The sequence below is a fragment of the Streptococcus vulneris genome (assembly GCF_019218685.1).
GTDB lineage: Bacteria > Bacillota > Bacilli > Lactobacillales > Streptococcaceae > Streptococcus > Streptococcus vulneris.
The window spans coordinates 24529-42968 of the sequence record NZ_JAHUZC010000010.1 but is presented as its reverse complement, the minus strand read 5'-3'; the positions used below and the strand labels follow the sequence as shown (position 1 = coordinate 42968).

The window sequence follows — 18440 nt, the reverse complement described above, 5'->3', positions numbered from 1 at the left end:
AAAACGAAAGAAAAATAGGAAGCCATCGCCTTGTGCGATGCACAGAAGATGGCTTATCTTTTTTCCGAAGTTTTTAGCCGAAACTCAGTTAAGCCTAACTCGTCAAGAATGTTAAGAAGAAATCCAGAGGTTGCAACCCAGCCTCTGTTTTTCGATAAAAAAGGCCTAAACCTGATTTATTTGGGGTTTGTCTCATCAATATGAAATACAGGAATTGAACCCGACCTAAATCGAGGTTTGATTCACAATAACAATAGAAAGGAACAAAGGTGTTCAGGGAATTGAACACGGGTTCCAAAATTTCTGACTCAATATAAAAGAAAGGAATTGAACCCGACCTAAATTCTAGGAAAAAAGATAAATCTGTCTAGGAGCATCGCTCCAGCGTCAGATTTCCTATTTTTCAGTCGAATTTTACGGTCTTGGTATCTTGTATGAACAATACTGAATTTTATGATCGTCTGGGGGTGTCAAAAAACGCTTCGGCAGACGAAATCAAAAAGGCTTATCGTAAGCTTTCGAAAAAATACCACCCAGATATCAACAAGGAGCCTGGTGCTGAGGAAAAGTACAAGGAAGTTCAAGAAGCCTATGAGACTTTGAGTGACGACCAAAAACGTGCTGCCTATGACCAATATGGTGCTGCGGGTGCCAATGGCAGTTTTGGTGGAGCTGGTGGTTTCGGCGGTTTCGATGGGGCAGGAGGCTTCGGTGGTTTTGAAGATATCTTCTCAAGTTTCTTCGGCGGAGGCGGTGCTTCGCGCAATCCAAATGCTCCTCGTCAAGGGGATGACCTCCAGTATCGTGTGGACTTGACCTTTGAAGAAGCTATTTTTGGAACTGAAAAAGAAGTTAAGTACAATCGTGAAGCAAGCTGTCGTACATGTAATGGCTCTGGTGCTAAACCAGGGACAAGTCCAGTCACTTGTGGACGCTGTCATGGCGCTGGTGTCATTAACGTTGATACGCAGACTCCGCTTGGTATGATGCGTCGCCAAGTAACCTGTGATGTCTGTCATGGTCGCGGAAAAGAAATTAAAGATCCATGTACAACTTGTCACGGAACAGGGCATGAAAAACAAGCGCATAGCGTACATGTCAAAATTCCTGCTGGTGTGGAAACTGGTCAACAAATTCGCTTAGCTGGTCAGGGTGAAGCAGGCTTTAACGGTGGACCTTATGGTGACTTGTATGTAGTGGTTTCTGTGGAAGCCAGCGACAAGTTTGAACGTGAAGGAACCACTATCTTCTACAATCTCAACCTCAACTTTGTCCAAGCAGCTCTTGGTGACACAGTTGATATCCCAACTGTTCACGGTGATGTGGAATTGGTTATCCCAGAGGGAACTCAGACTGGTAAGAAATTCCGTCTACGTGGCAAGGGAGCTCCGAGCCTTCGTGGTGGTGCAGTTGGTGACCAATACGTTACTGTCAATGTCGTAACACCGACAGGCTTGAACGACCGCCAAAAAGCAGCCTTGAAAGAATTCGCAGCTGCTGGTGATTTAAAAGTCAATCCAAAGAAAAAAGGCTTCTTTGACCATATTAAAGATGCCTTTGAAGGAGAATAAACAAAAAGAGCCGTCGGGCTCTTTTTGTTTGTAGGTTTTTAAGACTTTCCTTAAGTAATGACGGACGGTAGCGACCTTCTTCGAAATCCTATACCTAAACTTTGAACTTAGGTCTCAAAGTTTCAGGTGTTTTCATTACGGCGGAAAGTCTTCGATTTAGTTGTGAAATGGTGAATGAGTTGCCTAAATTATGATGTATAGTTAATGGGATATAACTTGTTTACGTTTTAAAAAAGAGCCGTCGGGCTCTTTTTACTTATCTTCAGTTTCCTGCATTTCTTTTATCACAGCTAGTCTAGTCTGGATATCCTTTTCCAAGACCTTAAACTTGTAAGTCAGGTCTTCTTGGTATTCCTTGATGAGTTCTTTTTGCTGATCAATGATTTGCAGGCTGTTTTGGATAATATCCACATCGTCCTTGATTGCTTGAACGCGGTCAGTGGTATTCAAGACTTCATCTGTGATGGCTTGGCGATTTTTTGTGACCAGGTAACTTCCGACTGCAGCTCCTGCAAATAGCAGTAGGTTGGATAATTTCATAGCAACTCCTTAGGCATTTTTGATAGTTTCAGCTACTTGAGCAAGTTTGTCAAAGTCTGGTTCGTGGGCGATAAAATCAATCTTGAGGTCATCGTCCGCACTGTAGCGAGGCACGAGGTGAACGTGGGTATGAAAGACGGTTTGCCCAGCGACTTCTTCACAGTTAGCAATGATATTCATACCAGCGGCCTTAGTAGCTTTCATGACTTTTTGGGCCACTTTTGGCACTTGGGCAAAGAGTTGGCTGGCGCTAGTAGCGTCCATTTCCAAAAGATTGCGATAGTGTTCTTTTGGCACGACCAAGGTGTGTCCTGGTGTCACTTGAGAGATATCAAGAAAGGCAAGAACCTGCTCATCTTCATATACTTTTGAAGCAGGAATTTCCCCTGCGATGATTTTACAAAAAATGCAATCTGACATAAAATCTACCTCTACTGTATTGAATTTTGATATAATATAGCTACATTATACCAGATTTGGAGAAAATATGTTAGAAATTAAAAACCTGACAGGTGGCTATGTCCATGTCCCTGTCTTGAAAGATGTGTCCTTTACCGTTGAAAGTGGGCAGTTGGTCGGTTTGATTGGTCTCAATGGTGCTGGAAAATCAACGACAATCAATGAGATTATCGGTCTGTTGACACCTTATAGTGGCTCCATCAATATTAATGGCCTGACCCTGCAAGAAGATGCAACGAACTATCGCAAGCAAATTGGCTACATTCCTGAGACACCTAGTCTGTATGAGGAATTGACCCTCAGAGAGCATATCGAAACGGTTGCCATGGCTTATGGTATTGAGCAGAAAGTGGCTTTTGATCGAGTGGAGCCTTTGCTAAAAATGTTCCGTTTGGACCAGAAATTAGACTGGTTTCCTGTTCATTTTTCAAAAGGGATGAAGCAGAAGGTCATGATTATCTGTGCTTTTGTGGTGGATCCAAGTCTTTTCATCGTGGATGAGCCTTTCCTTGGTCTTGATCCGTTGGCTATTGCAGACTTGATTCAGCTTTTGGAAGTGGAAAAGCAAAAGGGTAAGTCCATTCTCATGAGTACCCACGTGCTGGATTCGGCGGAGAAGATGTGTGATGCCTTTGTCATTCTTCACAAGGGTGAGGTGCGTGCTAAGGGGAATCTCCTGCAACTGCGCGAAGCCTTTGATATGCCTGAGGCTAGTTTGAATGATATTTACTTGGCTCTGACCAAAGAGGAGGAGCTATGAAAGACTTGTTTTTAAAGAGAAAGCAGGCTTTTCGTAAGGAGTGTCTTGGTTATCTGCGCTATGTGCTCAATGACCACTTTGTCTTATTCCTGCTTGTCCTGTTGGGCTTTCTAGCCTACCAGTACAGTCAACTCTTACAAGATTTTCCTGAAAATCATTGGCCTATCCTTTTATTTGTAGGAATTACGTCTGTTTTACTTTTGCTTTGGGGTGGAATTGCCACCTATATGGAGGCACCAGATAAGCTCTTTCTCTTAGTTGGAGAAGAGGAAATCAAGCTCCATCTTAAGCGTCAAACTGGCATTTCCCTAGTCTTTTGGCTCTTTGTCCAGACCCTTTTCTTGCTTTTATTTGCGCCTTTATTTTTGGCGATGGGTTATGGCTTGCCTGTCTTCCTAATCTATGTGCTTTTATTGGGAGTTGGTAAATATTTCCTCTTTCGTCAAAAGGCCAGCAAGTTTTTTACTGAAACTGGACTGGACTGGGATTATGTCATTTCCCAAGAAAGCAAGCGCAAGCAAGTCTTGCTTCGTTTCTTTGCCCTCTTTACGCAGGTCAAGGGAATTTCAAACAGCGTCAAGCGTCGTGCCTATCTGGACTTTATCCTAAAGGCTGTTCAGAAGGTGCCTGGAAAGATTTGGCAAAATCTCTATCTGCGTTCTTATTTGCGAAATGGAGACCTCTTTGCGCTCAGTCTCCGTCTGCTCTTGCTTTCCGTTCTGGCGCAGGTCTTTATCGAGCAAGCTTGGATTGCGACAGCAGTGGTGGTTCTCTTTAACTACCTCCTGCTCTTCCAGTTACTGGCCCTCTATCATGCCTTTGACTACCAGTATTTGACCCAACTCTTTCCACTGGACAAGGGGCAAAAGGAAAAAGGCTTGCAGGCGGTAGTCCGAGGGTTGACCAGTTTGGTCTTAGTAGTGGAATTAGTTGTTGGGTTGATTACCTTCCAAGAAAAACTAGCCCTTCTAGCCTTACTAGGAGCTGGTTTGGTTTTACTAGTCTTGTATTTGCCTTATCAGGTAAAACGTCAGATGCAGGACTAATATTGCTTATATGATACTAAAAAAGAAGTTGAGTTCAGTTTGTCTCAGCTTCTTTTATTTTCTACAAGATAATGGTTGGTCCGTAGAGGCTCAACTTGGTCTTGACTTGGTCAAAGTGGAAGCGGTCATAGGCCCGCCAAGCGGCGCGAGTAGGGGCATCTGGATCAAGAGCGCTGAGTCCCATGAGAAGACTGGAAGTCTGGTAAAATTTTTCCAGTTCAATCAAGACTCGATTATCCACTGTCTCAGCCTTGGCTAGAAAGTCAAGAATAGAGTTTAATTGCTCCTGAAAGCGGACGTCGTCAGCGGTTGCCTGTTTGCATGCTTGGTAGGCTTTGTTTAAGTCAGTAATCAAAGTCTGAGCTTTTTTGATGGGGTCTATATCTGTCATGAGAATTCCTCCTTTAATCTGGTTGCCAGACTTGATTCTAGCAACTGTGTTTTGATACTGTCAGTTTATCACTTTTATCTCCTTTTTCACCAAAAAATCTTTAATTGCCCTTGAAATTTCCTGAATGGTACTGTTAAGATTTTATGATAAAATAGTTGTAAGATTATCATGCTTATTTGAGGAACAAGATACCCTTCAGGAGCGTTAAAGGCCTGTTTAGGATTTGGTGGGCTTGTATCAAAGTATTTTTGCTATTCTCTTTTTAGGAAGAAATCGAAACAAGGAGAGTAAGAAGATGAGAATATTTGTTTTAGAAGATGATTTTTCCCAACAGACTAGAATTGAAACGACGATTAAAAAACTTTTGAAAGAACATCAGATCACTCCGAGTTCTTTTGAAGTCTTTGGTAAGCCAGATCAACTGCTGGCAGAGGTGCATGAGAAGGGGGCCCATCAGCTATTCTTTTTGGATATTGAGATTCGAAATGAGGAGATGAAGGGGCTGGAAGTGGCTAGAAAAATTCGGGATCGAGATCCTTATGCCCTGATTGTTTTTGTGACAACTCACTCGGAGTTTATGCCCCTGTCCTTTCGCTACCAAGTGTCTGCTCTGGACTATATTGATAAGGCCTTGTCGGCAGAGGAGTTTGAATCTCGTATCGAGACAGCCCTCCTCTATGCCAATAGTCAAGATAGTAAAAGTCTGGCGGAAGATTGCTTTTACTTTAAATCAAAATTTGCTCAATTCCAGTATCCTTTTCAAGAGGTTTACTATCTCGAAACGTCGCCCAGAGCCCATCGTGTCATTCTCTATACCAAGACGGACAGGCTCGAGTTTACAGCGAGTTTAGAGGAGGTTTTCAAGCAGGAGCCTCGTCTCTTGCAGTGCCATCGCTCTTTTCTCATCAATCCAGCCAATGTGGTTCGTTTGGATAAGAAAGAAAAACTCCTTTTCTTTCCCAATGGAGGAAGCTGTATGATTGCGCGTTATAAGGTCAGAGAAGTGTCTGAAGCTATCAATAACTTGCACTAAGTGAGGTAATGTAATGGAAATAGTTTGGAAGACAGTATATACATTTTTGATAGTTGGATTGGAATTGTTTATATTTTTTAAGGTGGATGGAATTGTTCTAACTCTGGAGAGATTTTTTAAAGCTTTTCTTTTTAAGTTACTTTTAGCAGTCGTTTTTGTAACGATTAACTATATAGTAGGAAATACTTACCTATCTTATTTTGTGGTACCCTTGTACGGCATAGGCTTATCTTTCTTATTGTTAAGAGGTCTTCCTAAAAAACTCCTTTTCTTTTATGGTCTCTTTCCAATGATATTGGTGAATCTCTTTTATAGAGGTGTTTCTTATTTTGTGCTTCCGTTTTTAGACCAAGGGCAAATAGATGACAATTACTCATTTATTTGGTTGTTTATAATGATTTTCAATTTCTTCATTTCTCTAGCTTTTTTGAAATGGTTGAACTATGATTTCACTAGTTTGAGAAAGGAGATTCTCGATAAAGCTTTTCAAAAGTCCCTTACTAAGATTAACTGGATAATGGGGGCCTACTTTCTAGTCATGGAAAATCTGTCTTACTTTGAATATGCATACGATATCCAATCAAAGACTGTTCGTCATCTCATCCTAGTGTTTTACCTCCTCTTTTTTATGGGTATTATCAAGAAGCTGGATACCTATTTGAAGGACAAACTCCATGAGAGATTGAACCAAGAGCAGGACTTGCGCTATAGAGATATGGAACGCTATAGTCGGCATATAGAGGAACTTTATAAGGAAGTGCGGAGCTTTCGTCATGATTATACCAACCTCTTGACCAGCTTACGTCTGGGCATTGAAGAGGAGGATATGGAGCAGATAAAAGAGGTCTACGACTCCGTCTTGAAGGACTCTAGCCAAAAATTGCAGGACAATAAATATGACCTGGGCAGATTGGTGAATATTCGGGATCGTGCCCTTAAAAGTCTACTGGCAGGGAAATTTCTAAAAGCAAGAGATAAGAAGATTATCTTTAATGTCGAAGTTCCTGAGGAGATTCAGGTCGAGGGGATGAGCCTGCTTGACTTTCTAACCATTGTGTCTATTCTTTGTGACAATGCCATTGAAGCCAGTGTAGAGGCCAGTCAACCTCACGTTTCAATTGCCTTTTTAAAAAATGGAGAACAAGAGACCTTTATCATTGAAAACTCCATCAAAGAAGAGAGCATCGATATTTCTGAAATCTTCTCCTTTGGAGCCAGTTCTAAAGGGGAGGAGAGAGGAGTTGGTCTCTATACTGTTATGAAGATTGTGGAAAGTTATCCCAATGCTAGTCTCAATACCACCTGTCAAAATCAAGTTTTTCGTCAGGTACTTACTGTGATACATGCAGAATGATAAAAAATAAGACCGAGAGTTCTTGTTTCTCGGTCTGTATGGCTGAATAGTTAATCAAAGTAGTTTTGAGTTACAGTTAATTGCTTGTATGAAATAATTTTCTTCATCATCAACTATCGGGAGGGGGTTCTAATTTTTGAAATCTAATTCTGCTATATCTACTTTTTATTTTTAGTTTTTAACAATCCTATTATAGATAGAGTTATTAAAGTTATGGACATTAAACTGCTAAAAATAAATACTTTTGATGTTAATCCAATAGAAAATAGTAATATTCCATAAAAAATATTGGATATATAATAAATCTTACTCTTCATGATTACTTGCCTCCGAATATAGATTTTTGCCGTGTTACAAATGTGACAAGTTTAGTATAGCACTGTTTTTAAAAAAATTTCATCCAAATCTTGAATGGTTATTGAAATATCTTGAATTGAACAAAGAACTTTCTCCTTACCAAAATAACGAATATCATTCATAAACCGAAAAATAATATATGTTATCATTATTTTTTGCTATAATGGTTAATGAGCTTACCATTCTTGTCTTCAATAAAAAATCAGTATTTGAAGAAAACTAGGAAACTAGTTATAGACAGTACTGCTTTACGGCGAGATGGTTTGCAGTAGTTTGAAGAATATTTCTTAGGTTTGAAATAAAATACTATAGTATGTGAGGGATATTAAATGAATAAGAAATCCTTTTTTATCATCTGCTCTACGTTGATCATAGCATCAAATCTTCTCATGATTTCCGTGGTGAACAAGGGAGAAGAAACAGGGAGCAACCTGTTTGTGATTGCTATAGCCTGTGTTATGCTACCAGTCTTTTTATATGCAGTTGAAAACCAACTGACTTCATTAATAAGAGGAGAATCCATACTCCTGATTCAGTTGACAGTTATATCCCTACTCCGTCTTATCAACAGAATAGGGAGTACGCCTGAAATCCTAAACATTATCATTACCCTTATCGCTTTGGCAAGTGGGACAGCTGCTATTCTTGTTGCAATCATGAGAATATATGAGAACATACGGAAGTGAGGGTGAGTAGTTTTCTATTTTGTATTTTCACATTGTCAAGTTTCCCAGGGCAAGTATGTTTTTCATGCTTGCTTTTTAAATTTTTTAACAATTCAAGATGTTTTGATGACCATTTATGATTTGGATGGAAAATTTTAAAAAATAGTAGTATACTAACCTTATTAAGGTTGTAATAGGACGAAAGTAAAAAGGGGTATTCCTCGTGAATGCAAAAACAATGTTACAATTGGCTATTATGGTTGCTTAAAGACTTGAGCTTGTGTACTTGGAGGTAATTATGGATTTCAAAAGTTTTCTTATTGCTTTTGTTGTTGGCATGTTTGTTTCTTATATTACTTCTTTAATTAGGGAAAAATTTTTAAAATCTCCAAAGAAGAATAAAGATAGATCTAATTAGATAAAAAGATTTTTTATCGCTAGTTTAATCTACAGTGGAGTTTCTTTAATATTGTTTCGCCTGTCAAAATGATATGTGATAGCAGGATAAAAAATCTACAAATTAAGTTGGTATCAATATGGTGTAAAGGGCAAGTATGTTTTTCATGCTTGCTTTTTAAATTTTTTAACAATTCAAGATGTTTTGATGACCATTTATGATTTGAGTGATCCAAGGATAAAATGAGTGCTATACTGGCAGTGTAAAGGTTCTTGCTCAACAAACATTCAGGAGGAAATCTTATGAAGAAAAAAATATTTGTCATTTTCATCTTGTATCTGATTATGTCCATCTTTCTATATCCGCTTAGGGAGAGTGCTTGGTATCATCTATTCTATACCATAGCCTATGTGATTGCAGTGATGATTTATTTTGCTTTAATGAAAAAGAAAGGAGCAAAGAAATGAAAACTTTTCTTGCTAAAAAACGGAACATCTTCCTTGCGAGATTGTTCCTAGGTCAGTTGCCCTTGCTTGTCTCCACTTATCTATTTCTATCTCGTCAGTTTTTAAATTTTTCCGTAGTTCTCCAATTTCTTTTAGTGGTTATTAACTTGGCTTCTATTTTGGTTACTGTTTACCTCACTAGGGAAATGAGAATAAGAGAGTTTGAAGATGATGATTTGGTTAGTCCTAGAACCAATCAACTCATGTTTATCGGCTTGACAGGTTTTATGTCTATTATTTGTTTGTATAGAGGTGTCACAGCAGGAGAATCTTACCAACAACTAATTGCCTATATTGGCGCTATTCTCTGCTTGATTATTATGCTTCTACTCATTTGGGGCTTGAAGTATTATAAAAAGTAGTTTGCCTTCCTCTTCTAATAGAATTTTTGATTAGAAGGTTCTATTAAAACGTTCGTGAAATAAATGAATGGAGGTATTTAATATGAAATACAGATTATTTCTTGTTATTTTCTTGAGTAGTATGTTGAATATTCTTTTAGGGACATTTTTACAAATCTCTAATGTATCGATTGGGTGGCTTGTTCTCTACAGTGGATTGTTTGAAGCAGGAATTTTCCTTCTTGCTAATAAAGGGGTGGCGGTAAAAATCAAGGAAGTAGACATCCAAAACCGCTTTAAATTTATTTTTGGAAAAACCTTATGGTTTCAAATTCTTTTGCTCATCTTTTTAATGGTCAAACTTTATCTTGGTTTGGATGCGAAGCTGATTTTATTCTATGGACATATTTTCATTGTCTTTAATTCCTTAATGTATCTATTATCTAGTAGTCAGGTCAGTCTTAAAAAGAACAAACTGTCTTCTTAATCTTGCAGTAGTAGAGCTTGACAAGAGGAGGTCATCATGTATAAACACTTATTTTTCCTAGATTCAAAAACCTTAGACTGGTTGACACCCTACATTCTAGATTGGGCTTCTGACACCATTGCCTTCAATGTTTTTGTGCTAACCTTTGTATCTGTGGTGGTCTTTTATTTCTTAAATCCCATGCTATCTTTAATAGCTATATTCTTAGGGGCTGGTTATGTGGTCGGATTTTGGTTACTCAAATGGTTTGTTTTAGAAAGGCTAGAACTAAAGGATGACGAGTAGGAAGTCTGTTTGGTGAGGAGGATAGTTTTATGAGAATTTTTAATAAATGTCATGCCTTGTTTTTGGGATTTTTAGTCTTTGCAATCGTTGGTGCAGCAGGTTATTCCATTAATCAAGGAGATCATTTTCAACACCAGTACATATTCATTGCTGTAAAGAGTCTCTTGCTTTTCCTTAGTTTTGGCTATGCGAAATGGTTTGATATGATTTCTTTGGGGATGTTAAGCAGGAAACAACTCTTGCTGTTCATTGGAATTTTTCTTCTCACTGTGCTGGTAAGTATTAGCTATCATGCTTTTTTCTCAGTTGTTTCTGGTGCTTCGGCTCAACACCTTGAGGAAGCTAGTAAAGGACTTTCGCTTTCCTTTATTGTTAGTGCTACAGTTTTGGCACCTATCCAGGAGGAATTCATGTTTAGAGGGCTTCTTCAAGGTGCAGTTTTTGATAATTCTTGGCTGGGGCTTGTGCTGACATCCTCTCTCTTTTCTTTCATGCATGAACCTTATGATATTCCTTCGTTTTGCTATTATCTTTTCGGGGGCTTGTTGCTGGGCTTTGCTTATAAAAAGAGCCAAAACCTCTGGGTTTCTACTCTAGTCCACATGTTTTACAACAGTTTGCCACTTTTAACTTATATTCAATGAAAATCAAAGGGAAAACTAGTAGCAGGCTGTACTGGAGTACAACAAGGCAACGTTAGTATAAAATGGTTTGTATTGGAAAGACTAGCACTAAAGGATGACTTGTAGGGAAGTCTGTTTGGTGAGGAGGATAATTTGATGGAGTTTTTTGATAAATTTCATGCCTTGTGTTTTGGATTTTTAGTATTAATAATCGTCATTACAGTTCCTTATACGATTAACCATGGGGATTTTTTTCAAAATGAATCTGCATTGATTATTGTAAGTCTTCTAGTAACCTCGCTGAGTGTTGCTTATGCTAGAAAGTTTGAAATGATTTCTTTTGGGATGTTAAGCAAGAAAGAACTTTTGCTTTTTATTGCAATCTTTCTTCTAAGCGTTCTTGAGACGCTGGTTTATATTCATTTCTTTGCTGTTTCTTCTGGCGCAGGAGTTCAACACTTGTCGGAAGTTAGCAGAGGAATTTCTCTGTCTTTGATTTTGACTTCCTCAGTTTTTGGACCCATCCAGGAGGAACTCATTTTCAGAGGACTTCTTCAAGGTGCGATTTTTGACAATTCTTGGTTAGGGATTGTGCTAACTTCCTCTCTCTTTTCTTTCATGCATGGACCTTCTAATGTCCCTTCGTTTATTTTTTATCTACTTGGGGGCTTGTTACTGGGCTTTGCTTATAAAAAGAGCCAAAACCTATGGGTTTCTACTCTAGTTCACATGTTTTACAATGCTTGGCCACTCTTATATTATTTATAAACATCATGAAAAGGTAAGCAGAAGACGGTGCTTGCCTTTTTCTTTCTAGAATGATAGCCCAAACTACCCCAGAGGCTTTTCTTTTAGAATCGGGTGTGGAGCGGTTGACGAATAGCCCAAAAACTAGTAGAATAGTAAGGAAACTTTATACGGAGGAAAGAAATGGATTTGGGTGATAATGAGCTAACACTGACTCCCATACCTGGGAAAAGTGGCAAGGCTTATATGGGTAGCTATCCTGATGGGAAGCGCATCTTTGTAAAAATGAACACCTCTCCAATCCTACCTGGTCTAGCTAGAGAACAAATTGCTCCACAGTTATTATGGAGTCGCCGTTTGGCAGATGGGCGTGATATGTGTGCTCAAGAATGGTTGACAGGCAAGATATTGACCCCCTATGATATGAATCGTAAGCAAATCGTCAATATTTTAACCCGCCTACATCGCTCACGTCCTTTGATGACACAGTTGAGTCGTTTGGGCTATGCCATGGAAACACCTGTAGATTTACTACAGTCTTGGCAGGAAACGGTTCCAGATGCTTTACGTAAAAATCATTTTATCAGTGAAGTGATGGCTGATTTACGTCAGACTATTCCAGGATTTAGAGAGGACTATGCGACCATTGTCCATGGAGATGTACGACATAGTAATTGGATTGAGACAGATAGTGGCTTGATTTATTTGGTGGATTGGGATTCGGTTCGCTTGACCGACCGCATGTTTGATGTGGCCCATATGCTCTGCCATTATATTCCAGAACATGAGTGGAAGGAATGGTTGACCTACTACGGATACAAGTACAATCAAACGGTATTAAATAAATTGTATTGGTATGGTCAATTGTCTTATTTGAGCCAGATTTCCAAGTATTATATGAACCAAGATTTAGAAAATGTCAATCGGGAGATTCATGGCTTGCGTCACTTCCGAGACAAGTATGGAAAGAGAAGATGAGAGTTAGAAATCGTAAAGGGGCGACAGAATTACTAGAGGCAAATCCCCAGTATGTGGTCCTCAATCCCTTAGAAGCTAAGGGAAAATGGCGGGACTTGTTTGGAAATGATAATCCCATTCATGTGGAAGTTGGAAGTGGAAAGGGTGCCTTTGTTTCAGGTATGGCCAAGCAAAACCCTGACATCAATTATATAGGGATTGACATTCAAAAGTCTGTTTTGAGTTACGCTTTAGACAAGGTTCTTGAAGTTGGAGTGCCTAACATCAAGCTCTTGTGGGTGGATGGTTCTGATTTGACAGACTACTTTAAAGATGGTGAGATTGATCGTTTGTATCTGAACTTTTCAGATCCATGGCCTAAAAAACGCCATGAAAAGCGTCGTTTGACCTACAAGACCTTCTTGGATACCTTCAAGCGCATCTTGCCTGAAAATGGGGAAATTCATTTCAAGACGGATAACCGTGGCTTGTTTGAGTACAGCCTAGTGAGTTTTTCTCAGTATGGTATGAAACTCAATGGTGTCTGGCTAGATTTGCATGCCAGTGATTTTGAAGGCAATGTCATGACAGAATACGAGCAAAAATTCTCAAACAAGGGGCAAGTTATCTACCGAGTTGAGGCAGAATTTTAAGAAATAGCCTGAAATCAGGTTGTACAAGTGCTTTTGCTTTACATAAGTTGGCAAACGTGCTATACTAATAGTAAGAATATGAGAAAGAGAGGCGGGGAAATATCTTCGCCTCTTGCTTATGAGGAGGTGGACGCAATCGCAACAATCGTAGAATTAGTCAGAGAAGTTGTAGAACCTGTCATCCAAGCACCTTTCGAACTCGTGGATATCGAGTATGGAAAGATTGGCAGTGACATGATTCTCAGTATTTTTGTAGATAAACCTGAAGGAATTACCTTGAATGACACGGCGGACTTGACAGAAATTATCAGTCCTGTCCTAGATACCATCAAGCCAGATCCCTTCCCAGAACAATATTTCCTAGAAATCACCAGTCCAGGCTTGGAACGTCCTTTGAAAACCAAGGATGCCGTTGCTGGAGCGGTTGGGAAATACATCCATGTCGGGCTCTACCAAGCCATCGATAAGCAAAAGGTCTTTGAAGGAACCTTGTTGGCCTTCGAAGAGGACGAGTTGACCATGGAATATATGGACAAGACGCGTAAGAAAACTGTCCAAATTCCATACAGTTTAGTATCAAAAGCACGTTTAGCAGTTAAATTATAGAAAAAGAAAGGATAGCTTTTGAGGATTCAAAAGTGAAGAAAACATGAGTAAAGAAATGCTAGAGGCCTTCCGCATTTTGGAAGAAGACAAGGGAATCAAAAAAGAAGATATCATCGACGCAGTAGTAGAGTCGCTTCGTTCCGCTTATCGCAGACGTTATGGTCAGTCGGACAGTGTAGCTATTGACTTTAACGAGAAAACAGGTGACTTTACAGTCTATACTGTCCGTGAAGTGGTTGATGAAGTATTTGATAGCCGTTTGGAAATCAGCTTAAAAGATGCTCTTGCCATTAATTCAGCCTATGAGCTTGGGGATAAAATCAAGTTTGAAGAAGCACCTGCTGAGTTTGGTCGTGTAGCAGCCCAATCTGCCAAACAAACCATCATGGAAAAAATGCGCAAGCAAACACGTGCCATCACTTACAATACTTACAAAGAACATGAGCAAGAAATCATGTCTGGTACTGTAGAACGCTTTGACAATCGCTTTATTTATGTCAACCTTGGTAGCATTGAAGCCCAATTGTCAAAACAAGACCAAATCCCTGGGGAAGTCTTTGCTTCTCATGATCGTATCGAAGTATATGTTTACAAGGTTGAAGACAACCCTCGTGGTGTCAACGTCTTTGTTAGCCGTAGCCATCCAGAAATGATCAAACGTTTGATGGAGCAAGAAATTCCAGAAGTTTATGATGGAACTGTTGAAATTATGAGCGTGGCTCGTGAAGCTGGTGACCGTACGAAGGTTGCTGTTCGTAGCTACAATCCAAACGTGGATGCGATCGGGACAATCGTCGGACGTGGTGGTGCTAACATCAAGAAAATTACCAGCAAATTCCACCCAGCTCGCTACGATGCTAAGAGCGACCGTATGGTACCAATCGAAGAAAATATCGACGTTATCGAATGGGTAGCTGATCCAGCTGAATTTATCTACAATGCTATCGCTCCTGCTGAAGTTGACCAAGTTATCTTTGACGAAAACGACAGCAAACGTGCCTTGGTGGTTGTTCCTGATAACAAGCTTTCTCTTGCTATCGGTCGTCGTGGACAAAACGTTCGCTTGGCAGCTCACTTGACTGGTTACCGTATCGATATCAAGTCTGCTAGCGAATTTGAAGCCATGGAAGAGGTTGCTTCAGTAGATTTGGAAGCAGAAAACGATACTGTAGAAGAATAAAAGCTGCTAGAGGAGGGAAAGATGAAAACGAGAAAAATCCCTTTGCGCAAGTCTGTTGTGTCCAATGAAGTGATTGATAAGCGTGATTTGCTCCGCATTGTCAAAAACAAGGAAGGACAAGTCTTTATAGATCCGACAGGCAAGGCCAATGGCCGCGGCGCTTATATCAAGCTAGACAATGCAGAAGCCTTAGAGGCGAAAAAGAAGAAGGTCTTTAACCGCAGCTTTAGCATGGAAGTGGATGAAAGCTTTTATGAAGAGTTGATCGCTTATGTGGATCACAAAGTGAAAAGAAGAGAGTTAGGACTTGAATAAGCAAAAGATAAGCAATCTCTTGGGGCTTGCTCAGCGAGCAGGTCGGATTATATCGGGTGAAGAATTGGTGGTCAAGGCCATTCAAGATGGCAAGGCCAAGTTGGTCTTTCTAGCCCATGATGCTGGGCCCAATCTAACCAAGAAGATTCAAGATAAAAGTCATTATTATCAAGTAGAAATTGTAACCGTGTTTTCAACACTGGAATTAAGCATAGCAGTCGGAAAATCGAGAAAGGTTTTGGCTGTGACAGATGCTGGATTTACAAAGAAAATGAGGTCTCTTATGGAATAGAAGAGGAGGACATGATTTGTCTAAGAAAAGATTGTACGAAATCGCAAAAGAACTTGGAAAAGAAAGTAAAGAAGTTGTAGCGCGTGCAAAAGAGTTGGGCTTGGATGTGAAAAGCCACTCATCAAGTGTGGAAGAAGCTGTCGCTGCAAAAATCGTTGCCAGCTTTAAGCCTGCAGCTGCTCCGAAAGCAGAAGCAAAACCTGCAACACCAAAAGCAAGTGCAGAAAAGAAAGCCGAGAAATCTGAGCCAGCTAAACCAGCTGTAGCCAAGGAAGAGGCAAAACCAGCTGAGCCAGTTGCTCCTAAAACAGAAAAAGTAGCAGCTAAACCGCAAAGTCGTAATTTCAAGGCTGAGCGTGAAGCTCGTGCCAAAGAACAGGCAGAACGACGCAAGCAAAATAAGGGCAATAACCGTGACCAACAAAAGGGAAATCATCAAAAGAATGATAACCGTAATGGTGGAAAACAAGGTCAAGGCAACCGCGACAATCGTCGTTTTAATGACCAGGCTAAGAAACAGCAAGGTCAGCAAAATCGTGGCAATGAGCGCCGTCAACAAGAGGATAAACGTCCAAATCAAGTAGCTCCACGTATTGACTTTAAAGCCCGTGCAGCAGCCCTAAAAGCAGAACAAAATGCAGAGTACGCACGTTCAAGTGAGGAACGCTTCAAGCAGTATCAGGCTGCTAAAGAAGCCTTAGCTCAAGCTAACAAACGCAAGGAACCAGAGGAAATCTTTGAAGAAGCAGCTAAGTTAGCTGAGCAAGCGCAACAAGCACAGCAAGTTCAAGCAGTGGTTGAAGTCGTCCCTGAGAAAAAAGAACCTGCAGTGGATACACGTCGTAAGAAGCAAGCCCGACCAGACAAAGAACGTGATGATTATGATCACGAAGAAGATGGTCCTAGAAAACAACAAAAGAATCGAAGTAGTCAAAATCAAGTGAGAAATCAAAGAAATAGTAACTGGAATAACAATAAGAAGAACAAAAAAGGCAATAACAAGAACAACCGTAATCAGACTCCAAAACCTGTTACAGAACGTAAATTCCATGAATTGCCAACAGAATTTGAATATACAGATGGTATGACCGTTGCGGAAATCGCAAAACGTATCAAACGTGAACCAGCTGAAATCGTTAAGAAACTTTTCATGATGGGTGTCATGGCCACACAAAACCAATCTTTGGATGGGGAAACAATTGAACTCCTCATGGTGGATTACGGTATCGAAGCCAAACAAAAGGTTGAAGTGGATAATGCCGACATCGAACGTTTCTTTGTCGAAGATGGTTATCTCAATGAAGATGAATTGGTTGAGCGTCCACCAGTTGTAACTATCATGGGACACGTTGACCACGGTAAAACAACACTCCTAGATACCCTTCGTAACTCTCGTGTTGCGACAGGTGAAGCAGGTGGTATCACTCAGCATATCGGTGCCTACCAAATCGTGGAAAATGGTAAGAAGATTACCTTCCTTGATACACCAGGACACGCGGCCTTTACATCTATGCGTGCGCGTGGTGCTTCTGTTACCGATATTACGATCTTGGTCGTAGCGGCAGATGACGGGGTTATGCCTCAGACTATCGAAGCCATTAACCACTCAAAAGCGGCCAACGTTCCAATCATCGTAGCCATTAACAAGATTGATAAACCAGGTGCCAACCCAGAACGCGTTATCGGTGAATTGGCAGAGCATGGAGTTATGTCAACCGCTTGGGGTGGAGATTCTGAATTTGTTGAAATCTCGGCTAAATTTAACCAAAACATCGAAGAATTATTGGAAACAGTCCTTCTTGTGGCTGAAATCCAAGAACTCAAGGCAGACCCAACAGTTCGTGCTATCGGTACAGTTATCGAAGCGCGCTTGGATAAAGGAAAAGGAGCGGTCGCAACCCTTCTTGTTCAACAAGGTACCTTGAATGTTCAAGACCCAATCGTTGTCGGAAATACCTTCGGTCGTGTTCGTGCTATGACCAATGATCTTGGTCGTCGTGTTAAGGTTGCTGGACCATCAACACCAGTCTCAATCACAGGTTTGAACGAAGCTCCAATGGCGGGTGACCACTTTGCCGTTTACGAAGATGAAAAATCTGCGCGTGCAGCAGGTGAAGAACGTGCCAAACGTGCCCTTATGAAACAACGTCAAGCTACCCAACGTGTCAGCCTTGAAAACCTCTTTGATACACTTAAAGCTGGTGAACTCAAGTCAGTTAACGTTATCATCAAGGCCGACGTACAAGGTTCTGTTGAAGCACTTTCTGCCTCACTTCAGAAAATCGATGTAGAAGGTGTTAAAGTTACCATTGTTCACTCAGCGGTCGGTGCCATCAACGAATCTGACGTGACTCTTGCCGAAGCTTCAAATGCCTTTATCGTTGGTTTCAACGTACGTCCTACACCACAAGCTCGTCAACAAGCTGAAGCTGACGATGTGGAAATCCGTCTCCACAGCATTATCTACAAGGTTATCGAAGAGATGGAAGAAGCCATGAAAGGGATGCTTGATCCAGAATTTGAAGAAAAAGTTATCGGTGAAGCAGTTATTCGTGAAACCTTCAAGGTGTCTAAAGTGGGAACTATCGGTGGATTCATGGTTATCAACGGTAAGGTTACCCGTGACTCTAAAGTCCGTGTTATCCGTGACGGTGTTGTTATCTATGACGGTGAACTCGCAAGCTTGAAACACTACAAAGACGACGTCAAAGAAGTTACAAACGGTCGTGAAGGTGGATTGATGATTGATGGCTACAATGATATCAAGATGGATGATGTGATTGAGGCTTATGTCATGGAAGAAATCAAGAGATAATAGAGAAACGATAGCTCATTTGACTCGTCGTCAACAGCGCCTTGATGAACTTCAGTTCTA

General features: G+C 40.4%; 23 protein-coding genes. 20 read left to right on the top strand and 3 right to left on the bottom strand.

Annotated features, from left to right (window positions below):
• Positions 1 to 434: 434 nt before the first annotated feature.
• Positions 435 to 1571 (top strand): molecular chaperone DnaJ, encoded by a 1137-nt coding sequence (dnaJ, locus tag KUA57_RS07455; RefSeq protein WP_218493986.1) that lies wholly within the window; start codon positions 435 to 437, stop codon positions 1569 to 1571.
• Between the two features lie 252 nt (positions 1572 to 1823).
• On the opposite strand, the gene KUA57_RS07450 is transcribed toward dnaJ, so the two are convergent.
• Positions 1824 to 2111: a hypothetical protein gene (locus KUA57_RS07450; RefSeq protein ID WP_218493985.1), complete on the bottom strand. Its 288-nt coding sequence runs from the start codon at positions 2109 to 2111 to the stop codon at positions 1824 to 1826.
• A gap of 9 nt (positions 2112 to 2120) precedes the next feature.
• Positions 2121 to 2531: an HIT family protein gene (locus KUA57_RS07445; RefSeq protein WP_001278320.1), complete on the bottom strand. Its 411-nt coding sequence runs from the start codon at positions 2529 to 2531 to the stop codon at positions 2121 to 2123.
• A 67-nt stretch (positions 2532 to 2598) separates the two neighbouring features.
• Here KUA57_RS07445 and KUA57_RS07440 point away from each other — a divergent pair, with 67 nt between their 5' ends.
• Positions 2599 to 3330 carry an ABC transporter ATP-binding protein gene (locus tag KUA57_RS07440; RefSeq protein WP_153220347.1) on the top strand — a complete coding sequence of 244 codons (732 nt, stop codon included), beginning with the start codon at positions 2599 to 2601 and terminating at the stop codon, positions 3328 to 3330.
• Entirely contained in the window at positions 3327 to 4376 is a 1050-nt protein-coding gene (locus KUA57_RS07435) for an ABC transporter permease (protein WP_218493984.1), read from the top strand. The genes KUA57_RS07440 and KUA57_RS07435 overlap by 4 nt, the downstream gene beginning before the upstream one ends.
• Positions 4377 to 4437: 61 nt before the next feature.
• Here the strand turns inward: KUA57_RS07435 and KUA57_RS07430 are convergent, their stop codons facing one another.
• Positions 4438 to 4767: a helicase BlpT gene (locus tag KUA57_RS07430; RefSeq protein ID WP_218493983.1), complete on the bottom strand. Its 330-nt coding sequence runs from the start codon at positions 4765 to 4767 to the stop codon at positions 4438 to 4440.
• Between the two features lie 295 nt (positions 4768 to 5062).
• On the opposite strand from KUA57_RS07430, the gene KUA57_RS07425 reads away from it, so the two are divergent.
• From KUA57_RS07425 to infB, 17 genes are all read left to right on the top strand, one after another.
• Positions 5063 to 5800, top strand: coding sequence for a response regulator transcription factor (locus KUA57_RS07425; RefSeq protein WP_218493982.1), 738 nt, complete (start codon positions 5063 to 5065; stop codon positions 5798 to 5800).
• Between the two features lie 13 nt (positions 5801 to 5813).
• Positions 5814 to 7154 (top strand): sensor histidine kinase, encoded by a 1341-nt coding sequence (locus KUA57_RS07420; RefSeq protein ID WP_218493981.1) that lies wholly within the window; start codon positions 5814 to 5816, stop codon positions 7152 to 7154.
• Positions 7155 to 7840: 686 nt separating this feature from the next.
• Positions 7841 to 8197: a hypothetical protein gene (locus KUA57_RS07415; RefSeq protein WP_218493980.1), complete on the top strand. Its 357-nt coding sequence runs from the start codon at positions 7841 to 7843 to the stop codon at positions 8195 to 8197.
• Between the two features lie 277 nt (positions 8198 to 8474).
• Entirely contained in the window at positions 8475 to 8594 is a 120-nt protein-coding gene (locus KUA57_RS09625) for a PncF family bacteriocin immunity protein (protein ID WP_060627126.1), read from the top strand.
• Between the two features lie 281 nt (positions 8595 to 8875).
• The gene (locus tag KUA57_RS07410) at positions 8876 to 9040 is read left to right on the top strand and encodes a hypothetical protein (protein WP_079114892.1); all 165 of its coding nucleotides are present in this window, start codon (positions 8876 to 8878) and stop codon (positions 9038 to 9040) included.
• Complete coding sequence (locus KUA57_RS07405; RefSeq protein ID WP_000846945.1) at positions 9037 to 9441, top strand: hypothetical protein; 405 nt, start codon at positions 9037 to 9039, stop codon at positions 9439 to 9441. The genes KUA57_RS07410 and KUA57_RS07405 overlap by 4 nt, the downstream gene beginning before the upstream one ends.
• Before the next feature lie 82 nt (positions 9442 to 9523).
• A complete protein-coding gene (locus tag KUA57_RS07400) occupies positions 9524 to 9907 on the top strand; it encodes an immunity protein (RefSeq protein ID WP_218493979.1) in 384 nt (127 codons plus the stop codon).
• 36 nt (positions 9908 to 9943) lie between these two features.
• Positions 9944 to 10192 carry an immunity protein BlpZ gene (gene blpZ / locus KUA57_RS07395; RefSeq protein WP_218493978.1) on the top strand — a complete coding sequence of 83 codons (249 nt, stop codon included), beginning with the start codon at positions 9944 to 9946 and terminating at the stop codon, positions 10190 to 10192.
• 29 nt (positions 10193 to 10221) lie between these two features.
• Positions 10222 to 10836: a CPBP family intramembrane glutamic endopeptidase gene (locus KUA57_RS07390; protein WP_218493977.1), complete on the top strand. Its 615-nt coding sequence runs from the start codon at positions 10222 to 10224 to the stop codon at positions 10834 to 10836.
• A 135-nt stretch (positions 10837 to 10971) separates the two neighbouring features.
• Entirely contained in the window at positions 10972 to 11583 is a 612-nt protein-coding gene (locus KUA57_RS07385) for a CPBP family intramembrane glutamic endopeptidase (RefSeq protein ID WP_218493976.1), read from the top strand.
• 162 nt (positions 11584 to 11745) lie between these two features.
• On the top strand, positions 11746 to 12540 hold the full coding sequence (gene ccrZ / locus KUA57_RS07380) for a cell cycle regulator CcrZ (protein ID WP_125443379.1): 795 nt from the start codon (positions 11746 to 11748) through the stop codon (positions 12538 to 12540).
• Positions 12537 to 13172, top strand: coding sequence for a tRNA (guanosine(46)-N7)-methyltransferase TrmB (gene trmB, locus KUA57_RS07375; protein WP_218493975.1), 636 nt, complete (start codon positions 12537 to 12539; stop codon positions 13170 to 13172). The genes ccrZ and trmB overlap by 4 nt, the downstream gene beginning before the upstream one ends.
• A 126-nt stretch (positions 13173 to 13298) precedes the next feature.
• Positions 13299 to 13778 carry a ribosome maturation factor RimP gene (rimP, locus tag KUA57_RS07370; protein ID WP_000338691.1) on the top strand — a complete coding sequence of 160 codons (480 nt, stop codon included), beginning with the start codon at positions 13299 to 13301 and terminating at the stop codon, positions 13776 to 13778.
• A gap of 43 nt (positions 13779 to 13821) precedes the next feature.
• Complete coding sequence (gene nusA / locus KUA57_RS07365) at positions 13822 to 14958, top strand: transcription termination factor NusA (RefSeq protein ID WP_218493974.1); 1137 nt, start codon at positions 13822 to 13824, stop codon at positions 14956 to 14958.
• Positions 14959 to 14979: 21 nt separating this feature from the next.
• A complete protein-coding gene (gene rnpM, locus KUA57_RS07360) occupies positions 14980 to 15273 on the top strand; it encodes an RNase P modulator RnpM (protein ID WP_125411458.1) in 294 nt (97 codons plus the stop codon).
• On the top strand, positions 15266 to 15565 hold the full coding sequence (locus tag KUA57_RS07355; RefSeq protein ID WP_001041390.1) for a YlxQ-related RNA-binding protein: 300 nt from the start codon (positions 15266 to 15268) through the stop codon (positions 15563 to 15565). Before rnpM ends, KUA57_RS07355 begins: the two co-directional genes overlap by 8 nt.
• A gap of 16 nt (positions 15566 to 15581) precedes the next feature.
• Positions 15582 to 18380 carry a translation initiation factor IF-2 gene (gene infB, locus KUA57_RS07350; RefSeq protein ID WP_218493973.1) on the top strand — a complete coding sequence of 933 codons (2799 nt, stop codon included), beginning with the start codon at positions 15582 to 15584 and terminating at the stop codon, positions 18378 to 18380.
• The last annotated feature ends 60 nt before the right edge of the window (positions 18381 to 18440 follow it).